Source organism: Flavobacterium cellulosilyticum, assembly GCF_004349355.1.
Taxonomy (GTDB): Bacteria; Bacteroidota; Bacteroidia; order Flavobacteriales; family Flavobacteriaceae; genus Flavobacterium; species Flavobacterium cellulosilyticum.
In genome coordinates this window covers 258,176-284,022 of the sequence record NZ_SMFK01000004.1, presented here as the reverse complement: position 1 = coordinate 284,022, position 25,847 = coordinate 258,176, and the positions used below count along the sequence as shown (strand labels likewise).

27 protein-coding genes and 5 pseudogenes are annotated in these 25,847 nt (G+C 33.7%); 10 read left to right on the top strand and 22 right to left on the bottom strand.

The features are described 5' to 3' along the window. Positions 1 to 268 (top strand): integrase core domain-containing protein (locus E0F76_RS09520; protein ID WP_220398895.1); only part of this gene is annotated, 268 nt, incomplete at its 5' end. Positions 269 to 558: 290 nt separating this feature from the next. On the opposite strand, the gene E0F76_RS09515 is transcribed toward E0F76_RS09520, so the two are convergent. Further along, positions 559 to 2,202, bottom strand: coding sequence for a hybrid sensor histidine kinase/response regulator (locus tag E0F76_RS09515; RefSeq protein WP_132004746.1), 1,644 nt, complete (start codon positions 2,200 to 2,202; stop codon positions 559 to 561). A gap of 14 nt (positions 2,203 to 2,216) precedes the next feature. On the opposite strand from E0F76_RS09515, the gene E0F76_RS19295 reads away from it, so the two are divergent. Beyond that, positions 2,217 to 2,378, top strand: a complete 162-nt coding sequence (locus E0F76_RS19295) for a hypothetical protein (RefSeq protein ID WP_165932673.1) — start codon at positions 2,217 to 2,219, stop codon at positions 2,376 to 2,378. A 33-nt stretch (positions 2,379 to 2,411) separates the two neighbouring features. Here the strand turns inward: E0F76_RS19295 and E0F76_RS19290 are convergent, their stop codons facing one another. From E0F76_RS19290 to E0F76_RS09480, 8 genes are all read right to left on the bottom strand, one after another. Then, on the bottom strand, positions 2,412 to 2,552 hold the full coding sequence (locus E0F76_RS19290) for a hypothetical protein (RefSeq protein ID WP_165932672.1): 141 nt from the start codon (positions 2,550 to 2,552) through the stop codon (positions 2,412 to 2,414). Between the two features lie 45 nt (positions 2,553 to 2,597). After that, a complete protein-coding gene (locus E0F76_RS09510) occupies positions 2,598 to 2,984 on the bottom strand; it encodes a DUF302 domain-containing protein (protein WP_132004743.1) in 387 nt (128 codons plus the stop codon). Between the two features lie 12 nt (positions 2,985 to 2,996). Continuing rightward, positions 2,997 to 3,446 (bottom strand): hypothetical protein, encoded by a 450-nt coding sequence (locus tag E0F76_RS09505; RefSeq protein WP_132004740.1) that lies wholly within the window; start codon positions 3,444 to 3,446, stop codon positions 2,997 to 2,999. Between the two features lie 560 nt (positions 3,447 to 4,006). Further along, the gene (locus E0F76_RS09500; protein WP_132004738.1) at positions 4,007 to 4,771 is read right to left on the bottom strand and encodes a PRC-barrel domain-containing protein; all 765 of its coding nucleotides are present in this window, start codon (positions 4,769 to 4,771) and stop codon (positions 4,007 to 4,009) included. Positions 4,772 to 4,842: 71 nt separating this feature from the next. Then, the gene (locus tag E0F76_RS09495; protein ID WP_246022022.1) at positions 4,843 to 6,255 is read right to left on the bottom strand and encodes an FMN-binding glutamate synthase family protein; all 1,413 of its coding nucleotides are present in this window, start codon (positions 6,253 to 6,255) and stop codon (positions 4,843 to 4,845) included. Between the two features lie 69 nt (positions 6,256 to 6,324). Then, on the bottom strand, positions 6,325 to 8,064 hold the full coding sequence (locus E0F76_RS09490; RefSeq protein WP_132004732.1) for a thiamine pyrophosphate-dependent enzyme: 1,740 nt from the start codon (positions 8,062 to 8,064) through the stop codon (positions 6,325 to 6,327). Between the two features lie 454 nt (positions 8,065 to 8,518). Next, a complete protein-coding gene (locus E0F76_RS09485; protein WP_132004729.1) occupies positions 8,519 to 8,896 on the bottom strand; it encodes a hypothetical protein in 378 nt (125 codons plus the stop codon). Positions 8,897 to 8,908: 12 nt separating this feature from the next. After that, positions 8,909 to 9,223 (bottom strand): HPF/RaiA family ribosome-associated protein, encoded by a 315-nt coding sequence (locus E0F76_RS09480; protein ID WP_132004726.1) that lies wholly within the window; start codon positions 9,221 to 9,223, stop codon positions 8,909 to 8,911. A gap of 986 nt (positions 9,224 to 10,209) precedes the next feature. Here E0F76_RS09480 and E0F76_RS09475 point away from each other — a divergent pair. Both E0F76_RS09475 and E0F76_RS20070 read left to right on the top strand, forming a co-directional pair. Next, on the top strand, positions 10,210 to 10,656 hold the full coding sequence (locus E0F76_RS09475; RefSeq protein ID WP_132004723.1) for an FKBP-type peptidyl-prolyl cis-trans isomerase: 447 nt from the start codon (positions 10,210 to 10,212) through the stop codon (positions 10,654 to 10,656). Between the two features lie 198 nt (positions 10,657 to 10,854). Further along, positions 10,855 to 11,018: pseudogene (locus tag E0F76_RS20070) on the top strand (IS91 family transposase); the annotation flags it as partial. Positions 11,019 to 11,244: 226 nt separating this feature from the next. Here the strand turns inward: E0F76_RS20070 and E0F76_RS09470 are convergent. Both E0F76_RS09470 and E0F76_RS09465 read right to left on the bottom strand, forming a co-directional pair. Next, positions 11,245 to 11,601 (bottom strand): helix-turn-helix domain-containing protein, encoded by a 357-nt coding sequence (locus E0F76_RS09470; protein WP_132004720.1) that lies wholly within the window; start codon positions 11,599 to 11,601, stop codon positions 11,245 to 11,247. A gap of 5 nt (positions 11,602 to 11,606) precedes the next feature. Continuing rightward, positions 11,607 to 11,900: a type II toxin-antitoxin system HigB family toxin gene (locus E0F76_RS09465; RefSeq protein WP_132004717.1), complete on the bottom strand. Its 294-nt coding sequence runs from the start codon at positions 11,898 to 11,900 to the stop codon at positions 11,607 to 11,609. Positions 11,901 to 12,322: 422 nt separating this feature from the next. On the opposite strand from E0F76_RS09465, the pseudogene E0F76_RS19645 reads away from it, so the two are divergent. Next, positions 12,323 to 12,931: pseudogene (locus tag E0F76_RS19645) on the top strand (IS91 family transposase); the annotation flags it as partial. Between the two features lie 329 nt (positions 12,932 to 13,260). Here the strand turns inward: E0F76_RS19645 and E0F76_RS09450 are convergent. From E0F76_RS09450 to E0F76_RS09430, 4 genes are all read right to left on the bottom strand, one after another. Further along, complete coding sequence (locus tag E0F76_RS09450) at positions 13,261 to 14,331, bottom strand: SDR family oxidoreductase (RefSeq protein WP_132004711.1); 1,071 nt, start codon at positions 14,329 to 14,331, stop codon at positions 13,261 to 13,263. Between the two features lie 97 nt (positions 14,332 to 14,428). After that, positions 14,429 to 15,010 (bottom strand): Crp/Fnr family transcriptional regulator, encoded by a 582-nt coding sequence (locus tag E0F76_RS09445; RefSeq protein WP_165932671.1) that lies wholly within the window; start codon positions 15,008 to 15,010, stop codon positions 14,429 to 14,431. A gap of 868 nt (positions 15,011 to 15,878) precedes the next feature. After that, complete coding sequence (locus tag E0F76_RS09435; RefSeq protein WP_246022021.1) at positions 15,879 to 16,088, bottom strand: type II toxin-antitoxin system RelE/ParE family toxin; 210 nt, start codon at positions 16,086 to 16,088, stop codon at positions 15,879 to 15,881. Further along, the gene (locus E0F76_RS09430) at positions 16,088 to 16,327 is read right to left on the bottom strand and encodes a hypothetical protein (protein WP_132004708.1); all 240 of its coding nucleotides are present in this window, start codon (positions 16,325 to 16,327) and stop codon (positions 16,088 to 16,090) included. The genes E0F76_RS09435 and E0F76_RS09430 overlap by 1 nt, the downstream gene beginning before the upstream one ends. A 364-nt stretch (positions 16,328 to 16,691) precedes the next feature. On the opposite strand from E0F76_RS09430, the pseudogene E0F76_RS19640 reads away from it, so the two are divergent. From E0F76_RS19640 to E0F76_RS20065, 3 genes and pseudogenes are all read left to right on the top strand, one after another. Beyond that, a pseudogene (locus E0F76_RS19640) lies at positions 16,692 to 16,793 on the top strand (transposase); the annotation flags it as partial. Between the two features lie 51 nt (positions 16,794 to 16,844). Next, positions 16,845 to 17,102, top strand: coding sequence for a hypothetical protein (locus E0F76_RS19635; protein WP_246022025.1), 258 nt, complete (start codon positions 16,845 to 16,847; stop codon positions 17,100 to 17,102). Positions 17,103 to 17,118: 16 nt separating this feature from the next. Further along, a pseudogene (locus E0F76_RS20065) lies at positions 17,119 to 17,292 on the top strand (IS91 family transposase); the annotation flags it as partial. Positions 17,293 to 17,521: 229 nt separating this feature from the next. Here the strand turns inward: E0F76_RS20065 and E0F76_RS09415 are convergent. Then, positions 17,522 to 17,821 (bottom strand): helix-turn-helix domain-containing protein, encoded by a 300-nt coding sequence (locus tag E0F76_RS09415; RefSeq protein ID WP_070786819.1) that lies wholly within the window; start codon positions 17,819 to 17,821, stop codon positions 17,522 to 17,524. Between the two features lie 4 nt (positions 17,822 to 17,825). Further along, a complete protein-coding gene (locus E0F76_RS09410) occupies positions 17,826 to 18,161 on the bottom strand; it encodes a type II toxin-antitoxin system RelE/ParE family toxin (RefSeq protein WP_132004705.1) in 336 nt (111 codons plus the stop codon). Between the two features lie 437 nt (positions 18,162 to 18,598). Here E0F76_RS09410 and E0F76_RS09405 point away from each other — a divergent pair. Then, positions 18,599 to 19,186: pseudogene (locus tag E0F76_RS09405) on the top strand (IS91 family transposase); the annotation flags it as partial. Positions 19,187 to 19,412: 226 nt separating this feature from the next. Here E0F76_RS09405 and E0F76_RS09400 read toward each other — a convergent pair. Both E0F76_RS09400 and E0F76_RS09395 read right to left on the bottom strand, forming a co-directional pair. Then, on the bottom strand, positions 19,413 to 19,895 hold the full coding sequence (locus E0F76_RS09400) for a hypothetical protein (protein ID WP_132004702.1): 483 nt from the start codon (positions 19,893 to 19,895) through the stop codon (positions 19,413 to 19,415). A gap of 103 nt (positions 19,896 to 19,998) precedes the next feature. Then, positions 19,999 to 21,540 carry an IS1182 family transposase gene (locus tag E0F76_RS09395; protein ID WP_132004699.1) on the bottom strand — a complete coding sequence of 514 codons (1,542 nt, stop codon included), beginning with the start codon at positions 21,538 to 21,540 and terminating at the stop codon, positions 19,999 to 20,001. Positions 21,541 to 21,734: 194 nt separating this feature from the next. Between E0F76_RS09395 and E0F76_RS09390 the strand changes: the two genes are divergently transcribed. Further along, positions 21,735 to 22,835: a DNA cytosine methyltransferase gene (locus E0F76_RS09390; protein WP_220398911.1), complete on the top strand. Its 1,101-nt coding sequence runs from the start codon at positions 21,735 to 21,737 to the stop codon at positions 22,833 to 22,835. Positions 22,836 to 22,966: 131 nt separating this feature from the next. Here the strand turns inward: E0F76_RS09390 and E0F76_RS09385 are convergent, their stop codons facing one another. From E0F76_RS09385 to E0F76_RS09375, 3 genes are all read right to left on the bottom strand, one after another. Continuing rightward, a complete protein-coding gene (locus E0F76_RS09385; RefSeq protein WP_165932670.1) occupies positions 22,967 to 24,106 on the bottom strand; it encodes a tetratricopeptide repeat protein in 1,140 nt (379 codons plus the stop codon). A gap of 156 nt (positions 24,107 to 24,262) precedes the next feature. Further along, positions 24,263 to 25,153 carry a DUF4145 domain-containing protein gene (locus tag E0F76_RS09380; RefSeq protein WP_132004765.1) on the bottom strand — a complete coding sequence of 297 codons (891 nt, stop codon included), beginning with the start codon at positions 25,151 to 25,153 and terminating at the stop codon, positions 24,263 to 24,265. Between the two features lie 153 nt (positions 25,154 to 25,306). Next, positions 25,307 to 25,732 carry a DUF4304 domain-containing protein gene (locus E0F76_RS09375; protein WP_132004693.1) on the bottom strand — a complete coding sequence of 142 codons (426 nt, stop codon included), beginning with the start codon at positions 25,730 to 25,732 and terminating at the stop codon, positions 25,307 to 25,309. Positions 25,733 to 25,847 lie beyond the last annotated feature (115 nt).

Sequence of the window (25,847 nt, the reverse complement as noted above, 5' to 3'; positions counted from 1 at the left end):
TAATGTACTAGAATCCTATAAACTGATCACAAGAAGCATGAGCCGTAAAGGAAATTGTTGGGACAATGCAGTGGCTGAGAGCTTTTTTAAGACTTTGAAAACGGAACAGATTTATGGCAATAAGCTTATATCTAAAGAGCAAATGGGACTCGATTTATTTGAATTTATTGAAATCTGGTACAACAGAAAAAGAAGGCATTCCGCTTTAGAATATAAAACAATCGAAGAATTCTGGAAACAGCAAAATATTTTTAAAAATGTTGCTTAACTAATAGTGCGGTTTTTATTTGCATATCCAGATGTAGGGTTGGAGATAAAAGGTTCTTTAGAATTTACAATTGGGACACTTTGTGTTATTTGACATTAACAAACCCACTAACGATTGTGGTAAATCCAAGCAGGAAATATTTAAACCGTTTGGTGTATAATAGTATAAAATTGTCTTGTAACTACAAATTTCATTTGTTTCAACTCATTATATATCGATACTATTCACCACAAGTTTTATAGTCGCTTTTATAGCCCTGTTTTTAATTTCTTGTATTTAATAAGACTTGTTTATAAGATAAAGCAGTGTTGTATTACCGACATTAATTCATTTTTTATAATCGGTTTTGAAAGGTGTTCATTACATCCCGCTTCGGTTGCTTTATCTTTGTCACTAATCATACCATCAGCTGTTTGTGCAAGAATAACTACACTTGTATTAAATTGGCGTATTTGTCGGGTCGCTTCATAACCATTCATTTTCGGCATTTTAACATCCATTAATATCAAATCCGTATCAGGATTATTACGGCAAAGTTCAATGGCTTCAAATCCATTTTTTGCATGAAGGATCTCACGACTTATTTCTGTGAGCATTAGACTTAATAGTAAATCAGATATATTATCATCATCAACAACTATTACTTTAAGATTACTAACTTGCTTTTCATTTATACTGTTGTCATTATCGTTTGTAATTGCAGCAGTTTCTTTTAATTCATTAGTATAGGGAATAGTAAAATAAAAGGTGGAACCTATTCCTTTTTCGCTTTCTACCCATATTTTACCACCAAGTATTTCTACATAAGCTTTGGAAATTGACAATCCCAAACCGGCTCCCTGATAAGCACGTTTATCGGAAATATCGGCCTGAACAAAACGCTCAAAAATTGCTTTCTGCCTACTTTTATCAATACCAATTCCTGAATCTTTGACGTAAAATTCAACATAGCCTTCTTTTTTTTCATAGCCCAATTCTATTGAGCCCTCTTCGCTGTATTTAATAGCGTTTTTTACAAGATTGGTTAATATAGCAAATAATTTTTCCCGGTCCGTTCTAATGAATGCTTCCCTGAAAGGCAAAGGTTTTTTAATTAAAAACTGCATTCCCTTGTTTTCAATCTCTGGTTTAAAGAACGTATGTATATAGTCAATTTTCTCGTTTATATTTGATTCACTTATGTTTACTTCCATCAGGCCCGATTCTATCTTTGAAATACAAACAATATCATTGATAATATTAAGCATACGTGTACCACTTTCTTCGATAATATGGATGTATTCTTGTTGTTCTGTTGCTGTTAAGTTTGGTTGATTCAATAGGGAGGCAAAACCAAGAATGCCATTCATCGGAGTACGAATCTCATGACTCATATTAGCGAGAAATGCTGATTTTAATTTGTCACTTTGTTCGGCTTGTTCTTTAGCTTTAATTAATTCTTGTTCAATTACCTTTCTTGCAGTAATGTCCCGAATATTGCATTGAATCACATTTTGTTTATCGGATAAATACACATTACTAACAAACTCAACTTGAATTTTATGTCCATGATTAGTTATAATTGGTAAATTATCATAACGCACGTAATTATTTTTCTGCAATTCCAAAAATTTATGTTGATTAGAAATTAAATCTTTAAAAGAGCCTATTTCCCAAATTGCTTTTTCGATGAATTCTTCGTGCGTATATCCCAATAAATCAATTAGAAAAGGATTCACATCAACAATTTTTCCCGTTTCTGCATCTAGTATTAGAATACCATCTTTTGCAGATTCAAAAAGCCTGCGATAACGAATTTCCGAAGCAATCAAGGACATCTCTACTTTCTTCAATCTGGAGATTTCGTTATATAAATTTTTTAGGGAATTATTCTCATGTTGTAATATATTCAGCTCCCTTATCAGTTCTTCATTGTTTTTGTCCTGAAATTTCATAATATATTTATAAAATGATTAAAATTTATGTCGAGTTTTTAGCATTGGCTTTTTCCGTTTTACAGCAAGGTTTTGAATGGCGTTTCATAGAAATACCTTTTCAAACCACAATAGATTTATTTGTTGATGGTGTACTGGACAATACAACCCTTTTTAACTGCCATTTTTTTTACTAGTGGGAAATTAAAAAGCTTCTTAAAATAAAAATATTATTTTTTATTTTGATTCTTTAGTTTAATAACTAACCAAATAACAATCACAAGAACAATAAGGCCGATAAACCAACCATATCCCATTCCCCAACCATTATTCATCCCGTTATTCATCCCATTATTCATCCCATCCATCATAATACACTACTTTAAATTAATAAATTAGATCTTTATAAAATATTGCTACAAAGAGGCAATAGCCCTTTCGAGTTTTTCTTTTATTTCAGTCGCTATTCCTGCCAAACTAGAATTTTCAATTGCCATCATCGAAGCAACAGGATCAACTGCCGCAACTTCAATTTTATTATTTTCCAATTCCTGAACAATAACGCTACAAGGTAGCATAGTTCCAATTTTGTCTTCCTGCTGTATTGCTTTGTAGGCATAATCTGGATTGCAGGCACCAAGTATTTTGTATTTCCGAAAATCGACATTCAATTTTTCTTTCAGTTTTTCCTGTAGGTTAATTTCGGTAAGTACTCCAAATCCTTCTTGTTTCAAAGATTCAGTTATTCGAAGAACCGCCTGATCAAAGTCGGCACTGATTTTTTTGCTGATATAATACTTCATAATTATATTTTTTTAATTAATATTCGATATTTTCATTTTATTTATATCTTCCAAATTCCTATCTTTAAGTATCATATCCATCATCTGCTGATTTTTTATTATAATAGAACTCATTGCGGAGATCATTAGAGTATCTCCTTTAAATTTTTCCAACATTCGGCTCATCAAACTTTGCATCATTGCAGGATTATTTTCCATCATTTTTATCATAATTTCCTGGTTTTGCATCATCATTGTATTCCTATTTTCATGCCCCATCATCTTTATCATTTTATCATTTCCATTATTCATCATAATCCCCATCATTTCTATCGATAGATTACTGTTATTAGCAATTGTGTCCATAATTGCTATTTTAGTATTCTGATTTGAAAGAATTTTGTTAACATCTGTTTTGGTTTGGCATGAAACCAATAGAACTACTATTGCAAATAATAAGGTGCTTTTTTGTGTTATTTTCATTATATTACCTTTAAAAGATGAATGTTTCGTTTGGCAAATATCATTCTTTTAATAAGGAAAAGTGTTGCAATATTTTCCATTATATTTGTGTAATTCACATATTTACAGCAATTAAATAGTATCTACTTCCCTTCACTTTTACAGCCAATAGATCAGGGTCAGCAACCCCTTCCATTGGAACCATTCGGTTGTGCTCTAGGTATAATAGTCGTATTAGTACCAGCTCCATGGAGCGTTAATTGCCTTTTATTATAATTTGATTATCTATTATTACTTTTTCTTCAAATAGATTTACAACTCATTTTTAAATTGGAATATCATACAATTTAATAATATTGCTACTAAATTAAGACAAATGAATAATCCAGAAAGAAAAAATGGTTGCACTAATCATAACACGCTTTTGAACGTAAAGGCATCTTTCAGCAGTAACCTTTTTGTATACTCTTCCTTGTATATATTACTATTCTTATGATTTTTTTTTACTTCAATAAGCTTAAAGATTTTCAATCATAAATTTTATTTTAAATTGAAAATCTTTAAGCTTATTGAAGTAATTTTTATAATTTACTGCCTAAATAATAATTATCAATTTCCTTCTTATAGACTTCATTTACATCTTGATCAGCATTGTATTCAGGACTTTTTTTAACTTCATCTTCTGTAGCGCTTACAACAACAGTAGAAGAATCCCAATCTATTTCCTCTATCAAACTTGGTGAAATGAGCACTTTTTTCCTTGGAAACCAACTCCCTGTATCCACCACCAAGAAGTCAAGTTTCCAGCTACTGTCGTCAATAATAAAATCTTCCACGTCTCCAATCTCTCCATCAGTAGCATGAATGGCATACCCTTTTACTTTGTGAGTGCTTCGCAAATGGGGATCTCCACTTGAATCTTTAGCTTCCTTATTATTTGCATTATGCACCGCTTCTTCAAGGGGTTCACGAACTTGCATCATCATTCCGGAAGTGCCCAAACCCATTATACCGTAATTACTACCCCAGTAAGTTCTCCAGGGATAATAATCATACATTTCTATTTCATGTTGGCGAGAAACAGGTTGTTCAGTGTCAATATCCGGACTGTTCTTTATTTGATCTTTTGTAAGATTAACTGGGAAAATTTCATGCTCCCAATCCGGTTTTACTAATGCTTCAGTTGCGATAAGTACTTTACGGTGATTCAGCCAGCTACCTGTTTCTACAATTAAATAACGAATAGTCCAAGTATGATCGTCAAAGTAAAATTCTGTTACTTTTCCGATCTCTCCGTCGGTTGCACCCATTGTGAATCCGATTAAACTTTTGATGTTACGTTTCATATTTTTATTTTTTAAATTATATTGATAATTCTGTTTATTTTTAGATCGTCTCCATTTTGTATTACTATATCCTATTCAGCATAGGAAAGCCATTGTTTATTCACTTTTTTAAAAATCAAACTTCTATTCATTTCTTCCAGTGAATTACAACCCGATGCAGCCAGTAATTCCAAAAAATCTTCCGATATATTTTTGTGGTAATTCCTGACTCTTTTCCATTTTTCTGAAACTACCAAACCTCGAACCAATTTTGGGTCATTTGTAGCTACTCCTGTAGGACATTCATTGGTATTGCATTTCAAAGCTTGTATGCAACCCAAAGCCAGCATCATACCTCTGGCGGAATTGCAGACATCTGCTCCGATACAGAGGGCTTTAAAAATATCAAAAGCTGTAAATATCTTAGTAGCAGTAATCACTTTTATTTCTTCTTTGAGCTTGTATGCGTTGAGTGTGTCCACCACAAAAATCAGGGCATCTTCCCAAGGCATGCCTACGTAGTTTGAAAAATCAATGGGAGCAGCACCCGTACCTCCTTCAGCTCCATCAACAGTTATGAAATCCGGTTTTATTCCTGTTCGTACCATCTTTTCGCACAGCTCTATAAACTCTTGTTTATTTCCTATGGCTAATTTAAAACCTACCGGTTTTCCGTTAGATAAAATTCTCAATTGTTGAATAAACTGCAATAAGCCTTCAGCATCACTAAAAGTAGAATGGCCGGGAGGTGATAGTATTTTGGTATGGGGTTGAACCCCTCTTATTTTCGCAATTTCTTCATTGTTTTTAGCTGCAGGCAATACGCCTCCGTGTCCCGGTTTTGCACCTTGAGAAATTTTGATTTCAATCATTTTCACCTGTTCCCAATTTGCCTTAACTTTGAATTTTTCTGGATCAAAATTTCCATCCTCATTGCGACAACCAAAATAAGCTGTCCCTATTTCCCACACTAAATCGCCACCAAGCAAATGGTATTTTGATATGCCGCCTTCGCCAGTATCGTGAAAAAAGTTACCTGCTTTAGCACCTTGGTTAAGTGCCTGAATTGCATTTTTACTCAAAGCCCCAAAACTCATGGCTGAAATATTAAAGAGGCTGGCACTATAGGGTTGCAGGCAATCTTTCCCGCCAATGACAACGCGTGGCGGCGTTTCCATTTTCTTGGCAGGATAGATGCTGTGCTGCATCCATTTATAATTATCACTATATACATTAAGCTCGGTTCCAAAAGGATGAGTTTGGGTTTCCTCTTTAGCTCGTTCATAGATGTAAGTACGGTGATTTTTATCAACTGGTTTGCCATCTGTATTGGATTCCACGAAATATTGATGAAGCTCCGGACCAATCATTTCCAATAAGTAACGCATGTGGCCAACTACGGGAAAATTTCTAAGGATCGTGTGTTTTTTCTGAAATAAATCATGTAATCCAAGCGACACGAGCAAGACCACAAAAACAATAAAACCAGGCAGAGGCCTTATCATAATTACTAAGAATATGGTAAAAATCAGTAGGACGATCGTAGTAAATTTAACAGCTTCTTTCATAATATATTATAATAATTCCTTTAGGTATTTTAGATCACTCTTTGTTGTATCCACTATTTCTGCAAATTTTCCATTAAGCATCATTTTTCCCATCGATTCTACAAAACCTTTCACTTGTTCAAAGCTTAGGTTAGGTGGCATTGCCAGTGCATTGGGATCTGTGAAAATATTGATTATCGCAGGGCCGTTATGTTTGAATCCGTTTGCAAGTGCTGATTCCACATCTTTGGATTCTTTTGCTTCCCATGCAGCGATGTTCATGGCTTCCGCCAATTTTATAAAATCAGGATTAACCATATCGGTTTGCCAATCGATATAGCCTTCTACACGCATTTCAAGTTTCACCATTCCTAAGACCCGATTATTAAAGATGATGATCTTTACTGGAATTTGATATTGACTAATAGTCATCAAATCTCCCAAAAGCATTGCAATACCGCCATCTCCACAAAAAGCAATCACTTGTCGGTCGGGCTGTGCTAAACCTGCCCCCATAGCCATAGGCATGGCATTTGCCATAGATCCATGATTGAACGAGCCTGTCAAGTAGCGATTTCTACCCGCTTTTAAGTAACGGGCGGCCCACACTGCACTCATTCCGGTATCCACCGTAAATATCGCATCGTCATCTGCTAATTGATCAACCAAATAAGCAACGTATTCTGGACTAATATTTTTTTCAGATCCTTTTTCTTGAACATAGCTATCATACTTATGTTCAATTTCTTGATGTAATGAACGCATTTTGTCAAGGAAATCCGTAGAAGTTTTCACTTCAACTAGAGGTATAAGCTCTTGTAACGTTGATTTAATATCACCACAGTATCCAAAATCTACTTTGGCTCTACGCCCTAATTTTTCAGGTTTGGTATCAATTTGAATGATCTTGCAATTTTCCGGCAGAAAATCGCTATAAGGAAAATCGGTACCCAACATCACAAGAACATCTGCTTGATGCATGGCTTCAAATCCGGATTTGTTGCCTAAAAGCCCATTTAGACCAACACAATAAGGATTTTCTTTACGTTCAAAAAATATTTTTCCTCTAAAACTATATCCTAATGGTGCATTTAGCAATTGTGCTAGTTGCATGACTTCATCGACTGCATAGCGGCATCCGTGACCGCAAAACAGCATCACCTTTTCATGGGTATTGATGCAATTTGCTAGTTCTTGAAGATCTTCAGGACTTGGAATAATTCTTGGTTGTGTATAGAAATTTTTATTGGAAGAATGGACATGTTCTATTTCTGCCGCCGCTACATCTCCTGGAAGACCTAAAACAGCAACGCCTTTTTTACTAATGGCATGCTGAATAGCCGTTTGTAATCCATTTAATGCTTGTTTTGGTGTATTGGCCATAAAAACATATTTCGAACAATCTTGAAAAAGCAATTCGGGTCTGGTTTCTTGAAAGTTTTCCAAACCCATTTTTTCAGTATGAATTGTTGAAGCAATAGCAATGACAGGGTTTTCAGCTCTATTAGCATCATATAAACCATTGACCAAATGCACATGGCCTGGGCCGCTACTTCCCATACAACAACCGATGCCATTCAGTTCTGCTTCCATCGATGCGGCATAGGCTCCCGCTTCTTCGTGTCGCACATGAATCCATTGTAACCTTCCGTCTCTCCTTACCGCATCATTTACGGGATTGAGACTGTCACCTGTAATGGCATAAATTCTTTTTACGCCTGCCGCTACAAGCATTTCTACTAAGTGGTCAGAAACATTTTTTGACATTTTTCTTTAGTATTAAAATTATATTTATTGTTGCTATAATCCAACAACTAGCAACCCTTTTTGTAGGCTTCGGATTTGCATATGGGTTGATTTAAAAAAAGATTGGAGACTTTTTTTAAATGATTTTCTTGTTTTGCATTTGGTGTCTTTGCCATGCAAATGTGTATTCGCAGAGATGAATTTTCTGTAAGAACAAACCTTTGTTCGGATCACAAAATCCAGCTTTTAGCGATCGCAGTTCACTTCAGTAAAAGATCTGCTCTGACAAATAGTTACTGTCAGTGAGCGTTCTCTAGCAAACTCTTTATTTATTTTTTAGATACCGTTTGCAGTAAGGGAAACATAGAATAGGCTGGCAAAAATTTAGATAAAGTGTCATGGTGTGACAACATTAAAAAAATATGCTCCCTATTTGACCTAGATCGCAAACCACATTCTTTTCGATCTTTGAATTTTAAGCATTAAAATGCTTTTTGACGAAGGCATGTTTTTCATTATCCGACATTTTATCTGCCGATTTGATATCAATTACTATATTCTTAAAATGTAAATCTTTATTGAGGTAATTGTGGAGTTCTACATTTGCATTAGTGGGGCCAAAAAGGAGTACATGACCGTAGTTCAAAATCACATCTGCTATTTCTTTATAATAGGCTTCGTTCATTTGCTGTCTTTTGTTATGCATCAGGCTTTCGCTTTTTTGTAAAGCTTCTTCCTTTGTATCAAAAGTAAATTTTGATTCGATATAATTGCTTTTTTTTTCGTCGTTTAAATCGATGAGCGCTGCAGAAGAATGATCCATCCAAATGCCTAAGTTTTTTGTTGCTTTCATTATATTTTGATTTTAGTAATTTTTAATACGTCCAAGTATGGATTCTAATGTAGTTTTGAGTTTGTCAAGTGCACCTGAGAGGGCTAGTTCGATTCTATCGGATTGATTTGAAACCGCAATAGGCTTTCGCCCTTCGAGCCTAGCTTCTAATAAACAAAGGATATCATTCATTCCCTCTTTTTTGCCGTTTTCATCTGATAAATGAACTTCAATTCTTGTAATATGAGATTGGTATCTCGAAAGTTCTTCTGTAATTTGGGAAGTAAAAAACTCTTGATTTCTTTCTTCACCGCTTATTGTTTTGTCTGTGTTAAATTGAATTTTCATTTTTAAATAGTATTTAAATTGTTTCTTAATCTTTTATCTCCACTAAATCATTGCGGTCGGCTCCTCACAAATTGTAGTACTTATTTTCTTCATCCTCACTTTCCTCACTTTTTTGGTTGGTCGTCTTATTCTGCAATTCGAACATCTCAATCCTAACTAGGTAGCTATTCTATATAAGTTTTTCGTTTGATACGCTTCTGAGTTATTTTGAGTGATTTTTTTTGAAGGATTTTCGGGATTTAGTTCTATTTATTTGTTTTTTGATTGTATATTTCCTTAGTTGAGAGATACATTAGGTGACTTAGGAGTTTTAATTGCTCAAGAATATTTTCTCCTTTAACGGCCTTATACATTTCAATAATAAGCTGTTTTGCATATCAGTTTGTTATTCCTGAATCTTTTGCCTTGTGAAATTTTTTGAATTATGAATAAATTGTCACAATATCACAAAGGTGAGGTTTAATGCTGTTTAAAACCTTACACAATAAAAAATGATTGTTACATAATTGCTTGTTAGCATTCAATTCTTCTCAACTATTATCTTCAAGCTAGGATAAAAGTGCCACATTTCTTTAGTTCGTTTTATAGGAACATTAAGGAAGATTTAGCTTATCAAAAAAAAGTTCCTTACTACTTTTCATTTTGTGAAGTATAAGGTCAAGAATAAAATATAATTAGTATTTCTGTCAATGACAGTTGTCCTTTTTTTATAGAATTGTTGCATAAACTGACATAATTGCCTGTTATAATTGTTCTTTATGAGATTATTTTGAAAAATATTCTAAAATTGCGCTTTACTATCATCAAAGGGCTACAGCACCACTTTTGTATTTTATAGGGTATCAATTGGTGTGTTTTTAAAAATCCTCTCCAATTTTTTAGCCCTTTGGCGTGGTTTTGGCGGCTACTGTTAGAATAAGTTAAAGTAAAATGTTCGCTGCGTAAGAATTATGCAAAGAATATTTTTCAAAATTAAAACATAAAGGATGAATCAAGTTAAAGAGAACAACACGGTCAAAGTACATTACACTGGTAAACTATCTGACGGACAGGTTTTTGACAGTTCTGAAGGAAAAGAACCCATAGAATTTACTTTAGGAAAAGGACAAATAATACCTGGTTTTGAAAAAGGATTAATCGACATGAAATTAAATGAAAAAAAAACCATTTCAATTGCTAAAGAGCAGGCGTATGGAGATATCAATGAAACTTTAAAGCATGAAGTACAAAAAAGCGAACTTCCCCAAGATCTTACTCCCGAAGTTGGTATGGGACTAGTTTCTAAATCCCCAGATGGACAAGAAATGAATTTGCGTGTGGTTGAAGTTAGAGCGGAAAGTATTATCATTGACGGAAATCACCCATTAGCGGGCAAAGACCTTATTTTTGATCTTGAAGTGGTCGCAATTAATGAAACTGAGATTACAATCTAAAATAAGTTATTTATTTTTAAATTTACGGATAGCCTTTGCTTCAACTTGTTGAACAAAGGCTATTTTTATTTATTGCGTGAACGATTTTAACAATGGTATATTGAAAGTGCTGCATCGATACATTATCTTCAATAAATTGCTTAATATTTATAATTAGTTGATTATTAGTTGTAAAGATTAAATAATTTGCAGGAGTAACTTCAAGTGAAAGTTATAGAAAAAGCAGTAAAGAAACTTTTTTTTTGGATAAATGTCCTTGTTCCATACGAGGAAATTTGCATAGAATAGCCGTTTTTGATCAGCGGGGTCCGCCTCTTAGCTATCTTGGCGGTAGCCAAAACTCAAATCCCTGTAAAAGCTAATTTATGGGCAAGGGATGTTAGGAATAAAAGTGACCGAAAACACAAAAAAACGAAACAGAAACTACACCAAAAAAAAGAGGACTTTAAATCCTCTTGATATTCTCTCTAAAATTTTCACGATAAGTGCATAGTGTTAACGGAATATAATCGGTTCCGTTCAACCGGAGTTTGATTGTTGGTGCTACGCACCCAACGAAACTCTAGCTGTTTGCCGACGTGCTTCTTTTCAATATGTTTGAATTAGCACATCGGTTGGAATATTCAATCTCTCGTGAAGTTGACGAATCATTTCTAATGAAAGTTTTCTTTTTCGGTTTAAGATTTCACTTGCGCGACTTTTTAATCCAACAATCTTAGCCAAATCATTTTGATTATACCCCATTTGTTCCATTCTGAATTTGATCGCTTCGATTGGATCTGGTAAGCCAATTGGAAAAGATTCGTTTTCATATTGATCAATAAGAATTCCCAATACTTCAAGTTCATCGCCTTCAGCAGAACCGAGTTTTGCATCAAAGATTGTTTCCAACCTTTTCAAAGCTTTATTATAATCTTTTTCTGTTTTTATAGGTTTAATTTCCATAGCTTTTAAATTTCATTAGCGTTAATCTTATCATACTCTGCGTGCGTTCCAATAAATCGAATCCAAATCATTTGATAATTATAATTTATCCTTACAATCAATCTGTAACTATTTCCTTTTATATTAAAAACAAAGCGATTATCATTTAAAATACTCGCGCTTGGATATTCTTTTTTTACTTCGTTTGGATTTTTCCATTCAGCATTACTTGTTTCCTGAAACCAAGATTTCAGTTGTTGTTCTGAATCTGCATGAGCTGTCCAAAAATCGCGCAATATCTTTTTCGAAATTATTCTCAATGTTTAATTTTTTGTCAAAGATAATTAAAAGTTCCCAATTCGGGAAATGTTTGTAAATTTATTTTCTGCGCAAAATTGGTGCATGTTGACAAACGGCAGTTTGTCTAAAAACCTATAAACTGCGTTATTTTAATTAATTTCAGAGTAAAAATAATTGATTTAAGCTACAGTTAAATATTTTTTAGAATATATATTTAGTTTGGGATAAGAAATATTTTACTCGTAAAAAGCTTTAAAAAAGCTTCTTATAGCAAGAATAAACAAAGTCAGCATTTGTAGATACTGTTTTAAAAGATTTTGGTCAATCAAGTTGAATATTCGACGCAGATTGTAAGCTGTAAAGATCAGTCTTACATAGGCAGAGGCGTGTTTAATTATTTTCTTGGTCATGATTCCCGATGAATGAATAGATAAATGATGTTTGGAATATAAGCAAAACATTCGCCAAATTTCTATTTCCATTCACGGCAAAATCAAAGATTTTTAGAGCCAAGTTTGGCAAAAAACTCAAAGCCAAAGAACCAATTCAATACGAACATAATCGAAACCATTTATGGAAGAAACCTTGGGTGATTTTTGCCAAGAAACCTTTTGGAAACGTTAAGTCTGTGGTGGAATATTTGGGCAGATGCACCCACAAAATTGCCATTAGCAATCCTAGAATAAAAAGTTTCGATAACCAAATGTGAATTTTGATTACAAGGATTATCGAATGGCTGGAGTCAAAAAACTAATGACACTTACACATGAGGAATTTATCAGGCGGTTTTCCTTACTTATTTTACCCAAACGTTTTGTAAAAATCCGTCATTATGGCTTTTTGAGCAGCACTTGTAAACGTCAAACGCTCAATATTTTACAGGGGAATTTAAAGATAATAGTACTAGAAAAAAATAGAGAAAAAGCCCTTTCGACCTAAATGCCCGTGTTGCAAGACAGGAAATTTGCATAGAATAGCCGTTTTTGATCAGCGGGGTCCGCCTCTTAGCTATCTTGGCGGTAGCCAAAACTCAAATCCCTGTAAAAGCTAAATTATGGGAAAGTATTTTAGGAATAAAAGTGACCGAAAACACCAAAAAACCAAGCAGAAACTACTCCAAAAAAAAGAGGACTTTAAATCCTCTTGATATTCTCTCTTAAATTTTCACGATAAGTGCATAGTGTTAACGGCATCTAATCGGTTCTCCAGAAAAGTTCGGGACAGGCAGTTCAACCGGAGTTTGATTGTTGGTGCTACGCACCCAACGAAACTCTACTGTTACCTGCTGGCTTTCTTTCTTCAGACATAACTGGCCAAAATAATTGATTTTACCATTTCTTTTAATTTTAATTGAATATTTAATCAATAATTAGCTTCCTGTTAGGAAGGTATTATGTTCTCATCTTTTAATTTGTCAAACAAATCAAAGAAAGAGTCTCTGGTATCTTGGTATTCCGTAAATCCTAATTTACGACTTTTGGACATATCTGTCATAACTTCTATTGGGCGTCCCAAATCGAGATCGGTATGCCACGGAGAAGTCAACCTTTTTAAATCTGATTCTACCAAACGATGCTTGTCAGCAATTTTTTTCCAGATTACTTCATCATCTTTCATTATTTCTTCCAAACTATTGTTATTTTCCACATAACCTTGATATTCAATACCGAAATATTCAGCTAACTGTTTCCATAACCAACTCCATCGAAAGATATCGCCATTAACTACATTAAATGCTTGATTTGCGGCTTCTGGTGTAGTTGCCGCCCAAAGAAAATGCTTGGCTAATATTTGAGCATCGGTAACATCTGATATTCCATTCCATTGTGCTGCTGACCCTGGCCAGATAAAAGGAATTCCATTTTCCTTACAGATACTTGCATATACAGCTAACGTCGTTCCCATATTCATTAAGTTCCCAATAGCATGCCCAATAATGGTGTGTGAACGATGTACGCTCCATGTAAATCCGTCACGCTTTGCTGCTGCAAAAATTTCGTCTTCCTGAGCGTAATAGAAATTGTCTAGTTTCAATCTAGGGTGTTCCTCTCTAACAGGGGTTTCAGGTAAAAATCCTTCCTGAGTATAAGCTTCAAATGGCCCTAAATAATGTTTCAATCCTGTAACTAAAGCAACATGTTGTACTGATTTTTTTGGAGATAATACTTGTAGGAGATTACGAACCATTTCACCATTTACCCGAATGTTCTCTGCTTCTGTTTCTTTACGCATCCAAGCTGTGAAAAAAACGTGAGTGGGTTTTACATTTTTTAATGCTTCTTCAAGTGATTTTGGGTCAAGTAAATCTGCTTTGATGTTTTGCAGGCCTTTTAGTTTAACTTCAGAATTTCGGGTAATACCATAGGTTGTCCAATTATTCTTTAGCAATTCTTGAGCAAGATTGTTTCCTGATATTCCACTCGCTCCAACAATTAATGCAATTTTATCCATAATTAATTATTTTATCTTGTTTCAACTAATGGGACAAAATTACATTAATTTTATAGGCTATGCTTTGATGTGAATCAAGAAATACTATTGATTTGAATCAATTATCCTTGTGTAAGTTTTTCTTAATTCGGCTAATAGTTTCAGGTGAGAGGCCCAGATAAGATGCAATAAGGTTTTGCGATATTCGTTGCGAAATAAATGGATACATTTTTATTAATTGAAGATATTTTTCTTCTGCAGTATAAGTATTGGAACTTATTAACCTTCTGTCTTTTGTGATTAAGCTATTTTGGTACAAAATTCTAAAATATCGTTCCATAGAGGGTACTTCAATCAATAATTTTTCATAATTGGAACGGGAAAGCAATAACAATGCGCTATCTTCAATGGCATCAATGGAAAGAATTGCTTTTTCATCACATATAAAACTTTTGAAATCCGATACCCACCAGCCTTCCCAAGCTAGAAAGCTAATATGTTCTTGCCCCTTGTCATCTATTGTGTATGATTTCAAAGCGCCTTTAGACACAAAAGCTAAATTTTTACAGTAATCGTTTTCTTGAAGTAAAAGTTGTTTTTTTCGTAGCTTTTTAATTTCAAAGAAACTAGCTATGCAGTTTTTTTCTTTTTCTGATAGTTTTATCTTTTCTTCAAGTTGTTGAAATAGTTCATTAAACATAATTTTTTTATTGTAATACATTCTAATTCAGCCTGCTTGTAGCGTTCGTTCTCGCGCTTGTGGATGTTGCGGACTTCGAAGAATAGTATTTTCGGCTAAACGAAAATACAATTTAAAAACGATAATTCAACTAAATTCCGCAATAGCCACATACATGTGTTGAACTAAACCTTCGGTAGCACCAATCTGAATTTTGATCACCCCACGAAGATAACTAAAATTCATTAGTATGACTAAAAAAAAAGCATTCCGATGTATTAAGAGAAAACAATATTCTCAATCAAGCCAAGCGTGAAGTTCCGGGATTTGAGCAACTGATGGTTTTGGCAAGATCCCACCGGAACTTGACCCTGAGCAAGTACATGATTACCTTTTTTATCTTCAAAAAAAGTCCAAAACCCCTTCGTAGACTTACTTTAAACACACTGATTACGGCCTTCGATTTCTACTTAAATCCGGAGGCTTACCGTATGAGTATCTTTATTTTCCGTCGATAAAACACGAAAAAAAACTTCCTGTTGTTTTGAGTAAAGCCGAAGTCTGGGCCATGCTGCAAGGTGCCATATTGCTCAAACATAAAATTCTTATTGGCTTGCCTTATGGTTGTGGACTTCGTTTTCTGTCAAATTAAATTTGCAGCCTAAAAAAATAGCCTTCTTAAATGGCTTTATTTGGATTGTAACAATAGGGAAATTGGAAGATTTTAAAGAAAAAACGAGGTTTTTTCACAGCCTGATGTTTGTTGGTAGCTGGCTTTATTCAGTTCGTTTAATTTTAGTTGGATTTTGACGAGTATCAAAAACATCAGCAATTTTTATAAGTTCCGACTTATAATCAATTGAGTAAATAATTTTATATTTTTTACAAACTAAACTATATATCGATATTCATCTTGTCTGGCAATTAATAATTCTTCAATTTGTAACATTTCGGGATTATCCATAATCTTGTTTGGCTCTGCTAAAAGTTTTTGAAGTAAATTTTTAGCAACTTTTAAACTTGCATTTTCAACATAATATTCGAAAATCTCATCAAGTTGCCTTTCTGCAAAATCTGACCAAATAATTTCAAAATTCATTAACTAATTTTTTTTAAAAGCTCAGAAGTACTTTTATATTTGCCATTTTTAAAATCACTTTCTGATTGATCAATTCTTTTGTTAAACTCTTTAATTGACATTGGTTTTAAAAGTTTGCCTTCTTCAATCTCGTACGATGATTTTTTTCTCAATAAATTTTCAAATTGAGAAATTACTTCTTCACTTTGAAGTTTAAGAAAAGCTTGTACGAATTCTATTTTTCTCGTTTGTATATCCATTTCAAAATATTTTTAACAAATTTACAGATTATCTTAGACAACAAGTTCGTTTTCTCATTTTTTTGGCTTGCGACCAACGTCAGTCTTTGAAAAAAACTTCCGTTTTAATTCAAACAAATATATTAAAATAGGTGCACAAAAACAGGAAATTTCGTATTTTTAATAATGCGACATATCACAGGAATTCCTCGCAATCTGCTATTTTTTTTCTAGTTTAGAAGACACTATTTTACCGGAAAACCCCGTTCGTTTTATCGATGCTTTTGTCGAAGCATTATCATTACAAACTTTAGGTTTTTCTGTTCAAAACTTTAAATCTGAAGGTCGCCCGAGCTTTGATACTAAAATCTTTCTTAAAATTTATTTGCATGGTTATCTAAATGGTCTGCGTAGCTCAAGAAAGCTAGAAAAGGAGTGCGCTCGCAATATCGAATTGCAAAGGCTTTTATGCACAATCACTCCCAACTACCAAAGTATATCTGACTTTAGAAAACACAATTCATCGGGATTAAAAAATTTGTTCAAACTCTTTGTTTCTTTCCTTAAAGATGCTGACTTGATTGGATGTGAAATCATCGCTATTGATGGAACCAAAAGCAGAGCGCACAACAGCAGGAAAGCGAATTTCAATAAAAAGAAAATTGAGAGGTATCTAGTGTATATTGAAGAGCGAACCCAAGAATATCTAGCTGAATTGGCCAAAAATGATTTACAGGATAATAGCTTTACAATCAGTACGATTACAGAAAAAAATAGAGCGATTAAAAAAAAATAAATTACGCTACGAACATTTACAAGAAAAACTAAAGGTATATGTGTTGGATAAAGTAGAGAAAAAGCCTTTTTTGCCAAAATGTCCCTGTTGCAAATCAGGGAATTTACACCGAATAGCCGTTTTTGATCAGCGGGGTCCGCCTGCTTGGTATCTTGGCGGTAGCCAAAACAACATTCCCTGCAAAAGCTAACTTTACGGGTAAGGGATTTTATGCCCAAAAGTGACCGAAAACACTGAAAAACGAAGCAGAAACTAGTCCAAAAAAAAAGAGGATCCTAAATCCTCTTAATATCCTCTCTAAAATCTTTACGATAAGTCCATAGTGTTAACGGCATGTAATCGGTTCCGTTCAACCGGAGTTTCATTGTTGGTGCTACGCACTCAACGAAACTCTTAGCTGTTGTATGCTTTAATTTTATTTACAAAAAAGTCAGACCAATACGTTTATTTAGCCCTAATTCAAAAATTCTAATTAAAGTCGAAAGTTGAATATTACCTTTTCCGTTTTCAATTCTCGAGATGTAACTTTTTTTAGTTCCTGTTTTTTCTGCTAATTGCTCTTGAGTTATTTTTGCTTCTTTTCTAGCATCTTTCAGCATTTCACTGATAATAAACATCTGCGTTTTTTCTTCGTAACTATTTCTACTTTCAGTTCCGATTTTTCCGTGTTCAACTTCAATAAGTTGGTCAAAAGTTGTTATTCCTTTATATTTTTCCATTTTGTTAGTTTTTATGTTGAAAATATTCATTCATTAAAATTAATGCTTTATCCACTTCATTTTTTGGTGTCTTTTGAGTTTTCTTGTGAAAACCATTAAAAAGCACATTCAATTTTCCTTTGTCAAAACAGCAAAATATTCTATAAATATTTGACTGATATTCAATTCTAATTTCATAAAGTCCATTTGTTCCAGTTAAATGTTTTAAAAATTTCTCAGGAACCTTTTCAACTTGTTTAATTAACTCTAGAACATATTTTATTTTCTCTTGGACTTTTCCATCTTGTTTTTGGAAGAAATCAATAAAATGATTTTCGTAAAATATAATTTGTCTGCTCATACTGCAAAGTTATCTCAAAAGTTAACAAATAGCAAATAAATGATACATTATTTAGGAGTGTTTTCGTCTCGTAAGCGATTATAGCTCACAACGTCAGTTTGTCTAAAAACCTATAAACTGCGTTATTTTAATTAATTTCAGAGTAAATATAGTTGATTTAAGCTACAGTTAAATATTTTTTAGAATATATATTTAGTTTGGGATAAGAAATAGTATACGCGTAAAAAGCTTTAAAAAAGCTTCTTATAGCAAGAACAAATAAAGTCAGTATTTTTATACTGTTTTAAAAGATTTTGGTCAATTAAATTGAAAATTTAGCGCAAATTGTAGGTGACGAAAATCAATCCTACATCGTCAGAGGCGTGTTTAATGTTTTTTTGTCATAATTCCCGATAAATGAATTGATAAATGATGTTTGGAATAAAGGCAAAACATTCGCCAAATTTCTATTTCCATTCACATAAAAATCAAAGGTTTTTAGAGCCAAGTTTTGCGAAAAACTCAAAGCAAAAGATCCTATAAAATACGAACAAATACGGTAAGAATTATGGCAAAAACCTTGGGTGGTTTTTGCCAAAAAGCCTTTTGGAAACGCGAAGTCTGTGGTGGAATATTTGGGCAGATACACCCATAAAATTGCTATTAGCAACTACAGAATAAAAAGTATCGATAATCAGAATGTGACTTTTGATTACAAGGATTATCGACTGGCTGGAGTCAAAAATCTAATGACACTTACACATGAGGAATTTATCAGGCGGTTTTCCTTGCATATATTACCCAAACGATTTGTAAAAATCCGTCATTATGGTTTTTTGAGCAGCACTTGGAAACGACAAAAATTGAAGCTTTTACAAGAAAAACTAAAGGTAAATGTACTGGATAAAGTAGAGAAAAAGCCTTTTTTGCCAAAATGTCCCCGTTGCAAAACAGGGAATTTACACCGAATAGCCGTTTTTGATCAGCGGGGTCCGCCTGCTTGGTATCTTGGCGGTAGCCAAAACAACATTCCCTGCAAAAGCTAACTTTACGGGTAAGGGATTTTATGCCCAAAAGTGACCGAAAACACTGAAAAACGAAGCAGAAACTAGTCCAAAAAAAAAAGAGGATCCTAAATCCTCTTGATATCCTCTCTAAAATCTTTACGATAAGTCCATAGTGTTAACGGCATGTAATCGGTTCCGTTCAACCGGAGTTTCATTGTTGGTGCTACGCACCCAACGAAACTCTTAGCTGTTGGCAGTAGTTTTTTCAATCCAGAAACTTTTCCATTACTAATTTATCTTCTTTCGAAAGATACTTAAAGAATAATTCTCGTTGGTTAGTGTCGGAAACTGAAGTCCATTTATATTCGGTTTTTGTTTTAAACTCTTTTTCGTTGTGATAATCTTCTAAAAAAATTATTGTTATTCCAAAACTATATTGACCTTTTCCAGGCATAACCGTAAGCGGACTGAAATTATTACTCCCAGGAATTTTTTTTACTTCCGATTCTTCAGTGACAAATTTGGTTAGTGCTTTGTTGAAGCTTTTTAAGTTAACTTTTTCACCAGTTTCTTTATTAAAGCTCAATATGTTACCTAAAGAATCAATCTTGACAAAGTCACGATTCTTAATATCTTTTTCATCGGATTTGGAAATAATTATCTGATAAAGTTTTTGAGTTTTTTTCTGAGAATATGTTCCAATCGAAAGTAAAGTGAAAAGGAAAATAAATGTTATTTTAATATTCATAAGTCTTAAAATATTGAGGATTTAAAATTACTGCCAACGTCAGTTTGTCTAAAAACCTATAAACTGCGTTATTTTAATTAATTTCAGAGTAAAAATAGTTGATTTAAGCTACAGTTAAATAATTTTTAGAATATATATTTAGTTTGGGATAAGAAATAGTATACTCGTAAAAAGCTTTAAAAAAGCTTCTTATAGCAAGAATAAACAAAGTCAGCATTTTTAGATACTGTTTTAAAAGATTTTGGTCAATTAAATTGAAAATTCTACGCAGATTGTAAGCCGTAAAGATGAGTCCCACATCGGCAGAGGCGTGTTTGATTGTTTTCTTGGTCATAATGTAATAAAATCCCCATTGCCGTTTGATGACGCCGTAAGGATGTTCTACAATGGCTTGTCGTTTGCGATATATTTCGTAGTTGTTTTCCATTCGTATTTTGTTTTCATAAATCAAATCAGCATACTGGGAACGCTCAATGAGTCTTCCTTTTTTGTTTTTGGTGCATTTCGAGAAAAATACGCAGGACAAACAGCCAGCAGTTTTGTAATGCTTCATTTTGGTTATGGATTTCCCATTGGTTTTATTGTACCAATTTCCGTTTGTGGTTAGGATTTCATTGGCAGGGCAAGTATAAGAATCGTTGTCTTTGTTGTATTTAAAATGTTCTACATCAAAAGCCAAATCTGGCGCATGAGCTGCTACACCAGGAATGGCTACCAAAACGTCAATGCCAAGCATATTAGCGTATTTAAACTCGCTTCCGGTGTGATACCCTTTGTCGTAAATGGCGGTGAAGTTGTTGTGTCCCAAAATAGTTTTGCTGCGCCGAAGCATACTGCCCATTGCTTTGGAATCGTTTTCATTGGTAACCTTAAAATCAATAGGAATGTTGTGCTGGGCATCAACAACAGTTTGCACAGTATAAGCCACTTCGGAGATATTGTTACGGGTCATAATCTGGCGACTATCAGGATCTGAAGTCGAGATTTGAGTTACTCCTGTGGTGTCAATTGTATTTTGATATTCAATGTATTTTTGTTTTTGATTAGTGTGTTTCTGAATTTTTTTAGTGATGATTTTATTGTTTTCAGAATCGCCATCTTCTTTGGCTAAAGCGGCGTTGTATTCTTCGAGTCGCGCATCGATATAAGCAATGTGTCGTTCTATTTTTGCAGGATTAAAGTTGTTTTTCTTAGAGTTTTGAGCTCTAAGTTTAGTACTATCTCCCGCTACCAAAGTACCTCCAATGAGTTCAAAATGAGCTGCCATTTTTACTGTGGCACGAAAAACACGAGCAATGGCTTTAGGATTGTCTTTACGAAAATTGGCAATAGTATTGTGATCAGGAACAAGCCCTTTCATAAGCCACATCAGTTCAATGTTTCGGGAGCATTCTTTTTCAAGAGTTCTGGAAGAACGCATACGATTGAGATAACCGTAAATAAATAGTTTCAGTAAATCCGAAGGGTGATAAGCGGGTCTTCCGTTTTCGACAAAATCAAAATTAAATCCAAAATCCGATAATTTCAAACTGTCCACAAATAAATCAATGAGTCTGATTTCGTTGTCTTGCGCAATAGCATCGTCAATAGATGTTGCAAAAAGCGGGAGTTGGTTTCTGTTGGTTCCAATAATGAATTTACTCATAAACTATCTTTTTAGCGGTTTAAAACATACTTAAAGATAAAGAAAAGGAATGTAAGAAACAAGTTTTTTGAACGATTTTTCATACTAAAAAACAAATTAAGGAAGGGGAGGTTTTTAGACAGTTTGACGGGCTGCTGCTTGTATCGTCGTTGCGGACTTCGGAACTACAAAATTTCATCTTAAAAATAAACATAATGCGAAACGAAAATATGATTGAACAGGAAAATCCGCAATGCGTACAAGCAGCTGTTATGCCTTTGCTTACTCACGGTTCATTATTTTCTGGAATTGGAGGATTTGATTTAGCTGCTGAATGGATGGGATGGAAAAATGAATTTCATTGCGAATGGAATCCTTTCGGGCAAAAAATATTAAAATACTATTGGCCAAACGCTATTACTTATGAAGACATCACAAAAACAGATTTCACTATTCACAGAGGAAAAATCGACATCCTTACTGGAGGGTTTCCATGCCAGCCATACTCAACATCAGGAAAAAGGCTTGGAAACGAAGACGAACGTCATTTATGGCCAGAAATGCTTAGAGCAATTAGAGAGATTAAACCACGCTACATTGTGGGGGAAAACGTTCTTGGCCTTGTTAATTGGAATGGAGGGTTGGTATTCGAAGAGGTGCAAGTTAACTTGGAAAATGAAGGGTACGAAGTACAACCGGTTATACTTCCAGCTTGTTCCGTCGGTGCTCCACATAGAAGAGAGAGAATTTGGTTTGTGGCCTACTCCAACGAGTGTACAAAGAAATCATCCAGAACGAGTGATCGGATTGTTAGAAAAAGGAGCGAAAACAATGATGAGTCGAAAGAATGGAGAACAGAGACCAAACAGCATATTGGATCAAGCGATGTTCAACGGACTAATACCGACACCACGAGCAAACAAAGTGAATGGGATGAATCTAAACAACCAAAAACTAGCGGAAAGAAACAAGGGGAATTTAGAGGAAACGGTTGCCAAATGGGTAACGAGTGGAATGCTACCAACCCCGAATGCATCGGACAACAGGAACAGAGGGAATCCCAAGGATCCTTGCGTAAAAAAGCGTTTGGAAAAAGGAAAGCAAGTTGGACTCACGATGATGGTAGATGGCCAACTCAATCCCCAATTTGTAATGGAGATGATGGGATTTCCGAGCGATTGGACACTACTTCCATTTCAAGAAGAAAATGGAATGAAGAATCAATCAAAGCAGGAGGAAACGCAATAGTGCCACAAGTAGCACTACAGATATTCAACGCTATCGCTATGCACGATGCTTCTTTAAGTGAGGCATAACGTCCCGCTGCTTTGAGATGGCTGGAAGTTCGTAACCGCTCAATTTTCGGCTTAACGAAAACTTGATGCGAATCGGTAATTCCACTAAATTCCAGCTATATCAAAACAGCTGTTATGCCTAGTTATTCTTGTTATTTAGTTGGTTTTGAAGTCGCTGTCGGTTTAACTTTATCTTCAAGAATTTCAATTACACTTTTCTTCAAGTCATCATATTTTAAGTTGTCGTTGAAGCCAATGTTGAATGTCGAATGTGTATCGCCTTTTGTTCGGCAGAGTAAATATTTTGACCCGCCTTGTTCTACAGAAATTGGAGAAAACTCTGTTTGGATTCTATAATCAATGTTGTCCTCCTGATTTACAACATAGAACAAATGTTTATTGTAAATGTCTTTTGAACCTTCTTCATATCTTTCATATACTTGAATTTGCTTGTCATTCCATTTAAATTGATCGAAGCAAAACATATCTTTTAAATTGTCTTTAAGTAGCCCATTTCTGTGAGCATCATATAGTTTGACTTTATATGGTTTTGCTTTATCATACTCTTTTCTATGATAAAAGATTTGGATGAGTTTTGCATAAGAATGATAATCGGTTGGGTCTAATTGTAAAAGCTCAACAAAGGCAGGTTCAGCTTTCTCATTATTACCTTTTGAAGATTCGAGTAGTCCGATATTGAACAATGCGTTGATATATGAATTAGATTTGTTGTCTATTTTTGATTTGGCTATATAAAAGGCTTCTAATGCTTTGTCATTATTCTTTTGGTCAGAATAGATCTGAGCAACAAATGAATATGGTCTGTCTTGGCAGTTCTTTTGTTCAGTTGCTTTTTTGTACGCTTCAAGAGCTAAGTCTAATTTTTCTAAATTATAGTAAGAGTCGCCAAGTCCGCTGTAAAATTCGGCATCGTCCGATTTTAAACTAATAGCTAATTGGAATGATTTTACAGCTTCATCATACTTCTGCATATAGTTCAAAGTTGAAGCCTTTATATATAGTGGAGCAGGGTCTTTTGAATCTTTTTCGATTGAAAGGTTCATAAATTTAAGACAATTGTTGTCGTCTTCTTTCATATAGTAAGCTTGTCCAATATAATACAGTGCTTTGGCGCTGTAATCCTTTGATTTAGAAGTATGTTGTTCTATGATTTTGTCAAATTGCTTATTGTCGGACAAAGTTTTTAAATCTTCCGTTGTTTGGTCTTGAGCAAAAATTGTCAAGCTATAAATAGTCAGAATCAGTGATGATATAATATTCTTAACTTTCATTCGGTTCTTTTTTTTATAATTAGGCATAACGTTTTGCTGCTTTGAGATGGCTGGAAATTCGTAACCTTTCAGTTTTCGGCTTAACGAAAACTTGATGCGAAACGGGAATTCCACTAAACTCCAGCTAGCTCAAAACAGCTGTTAGGCATTGTTTTTTTACCAATTTAATGTCATCTCAGGTTCTTTTTCAACTGTATAAATTGTAATATTATCTTTTGTTTCGCTTATACTAAAAAAATCAATTTCTGCATTTTGAATATCAGCAATTAGTTTTTTTTCAAATTCCTCAAAATTATTTTTTTTGATTAATCTTTTTGATTTACCTAATATTTGATTTAATGAAAATTGATTTCCAAGCATTTCTTTATTAACCTTGTTTTGTGTTAATTTCAGAAAATCTTCATATTTATCTATGACTGTTTCAATAGTTCCTTTTACTTTTTTATCATTAATGAAAAGATTAGTTAGTAAATGGTTTATTATGTCTAATAAAATAAACAAATGCTCTTTTTTCGGTTTTTCAATTTCATGTAATGCATCATTTCCTAAAAATCTAATTGAATGCAATCTTTTGGATTCACTTAAAGTTAAATGTCCTTTATTATGAAGCAAATCTATACGCTCTTCTAAATTTCCTTTTTTTATTTTAAGATGGTTACACAGTGCTTCTATTATAGCTCTTAAACCTCCAGCTGTCAATATGTAAGAGTTTGATTTGAATGCTAAAATTGTTTCAGTATATATTCCTTTAATTTTATCTGGTAAGTAAAATAAGTGCTCAAGTTCGTTACTTTTTTCAAGGTAAAAAGGAAAAATGTTCTTTTCAAAATAATATTCTCTATTTCCTTCTTCATCATAATCTACCATTTCAGTGTCTCCCGAGACTTCTAAAAATGATATATTTTCACAACCAAGACATTCAATCACAAAATAGTTTTTAATCCACATGAAATAGTTGAAGTCATCACCACCTCTAGTTTTCTTTTGAAAAAGTTCTTTATGATTTCGTACTCCTTTGCAATTTCGACAAAAATATTTTTCTTCCATCCTGAGTTTTTTAAAATAATGCCTAACGTTATGCCACTTTGAGATGGCTGGAAGTTCGTAACCGCTCAATTTTCGGCTTAACGAAAATGTGATGCGAAACGATAATTCCACTAAATTCCAGCTAGCTCAAAATGGCGGTTAGCAACTGGCTTTTTATTTAATCTCATTCCAATATTTTTCCATTAAGGGAATTCTTTCGGTTACTTTTTTGGCAAGTTTGTCAAATGTGTTTCCAAAGTTAATAAATGATTTCTTGTCATATCTAAACCAATCTGCTTTTCCATTATTTTCATTTTCTGAATTTGGATATATTCTTTTTCGTTCATTCAGGTCGTGTGCATTTAACTTTTTTAGTTCTATAATTTCATTCCAATGAGTTGTATGTTCTTTTCCAATATGATTTGCTAACTCTATTATAAAACCACCACCATCTCTGTCAAATTGAAAAGTTAATAAATTCGTTTTATCATTTTCAGTTCTTCTATAATGAGGGAAACTTCCCTTAAATTTCAACTTTCTTAATTCGGGAATAAAAATACTATTTAATGAACGAATCATATTGTCTCTTTCTATACTCATTTTTTTTTAAGCTTGTTGCTAACGTTATGCCACTTTGAGATGGCTGGAAGTTCGTAAACGTTTAATTTTCGGCTAAACGAAAACTTGATGCGAAACGGTAATTCCACTAAATTCC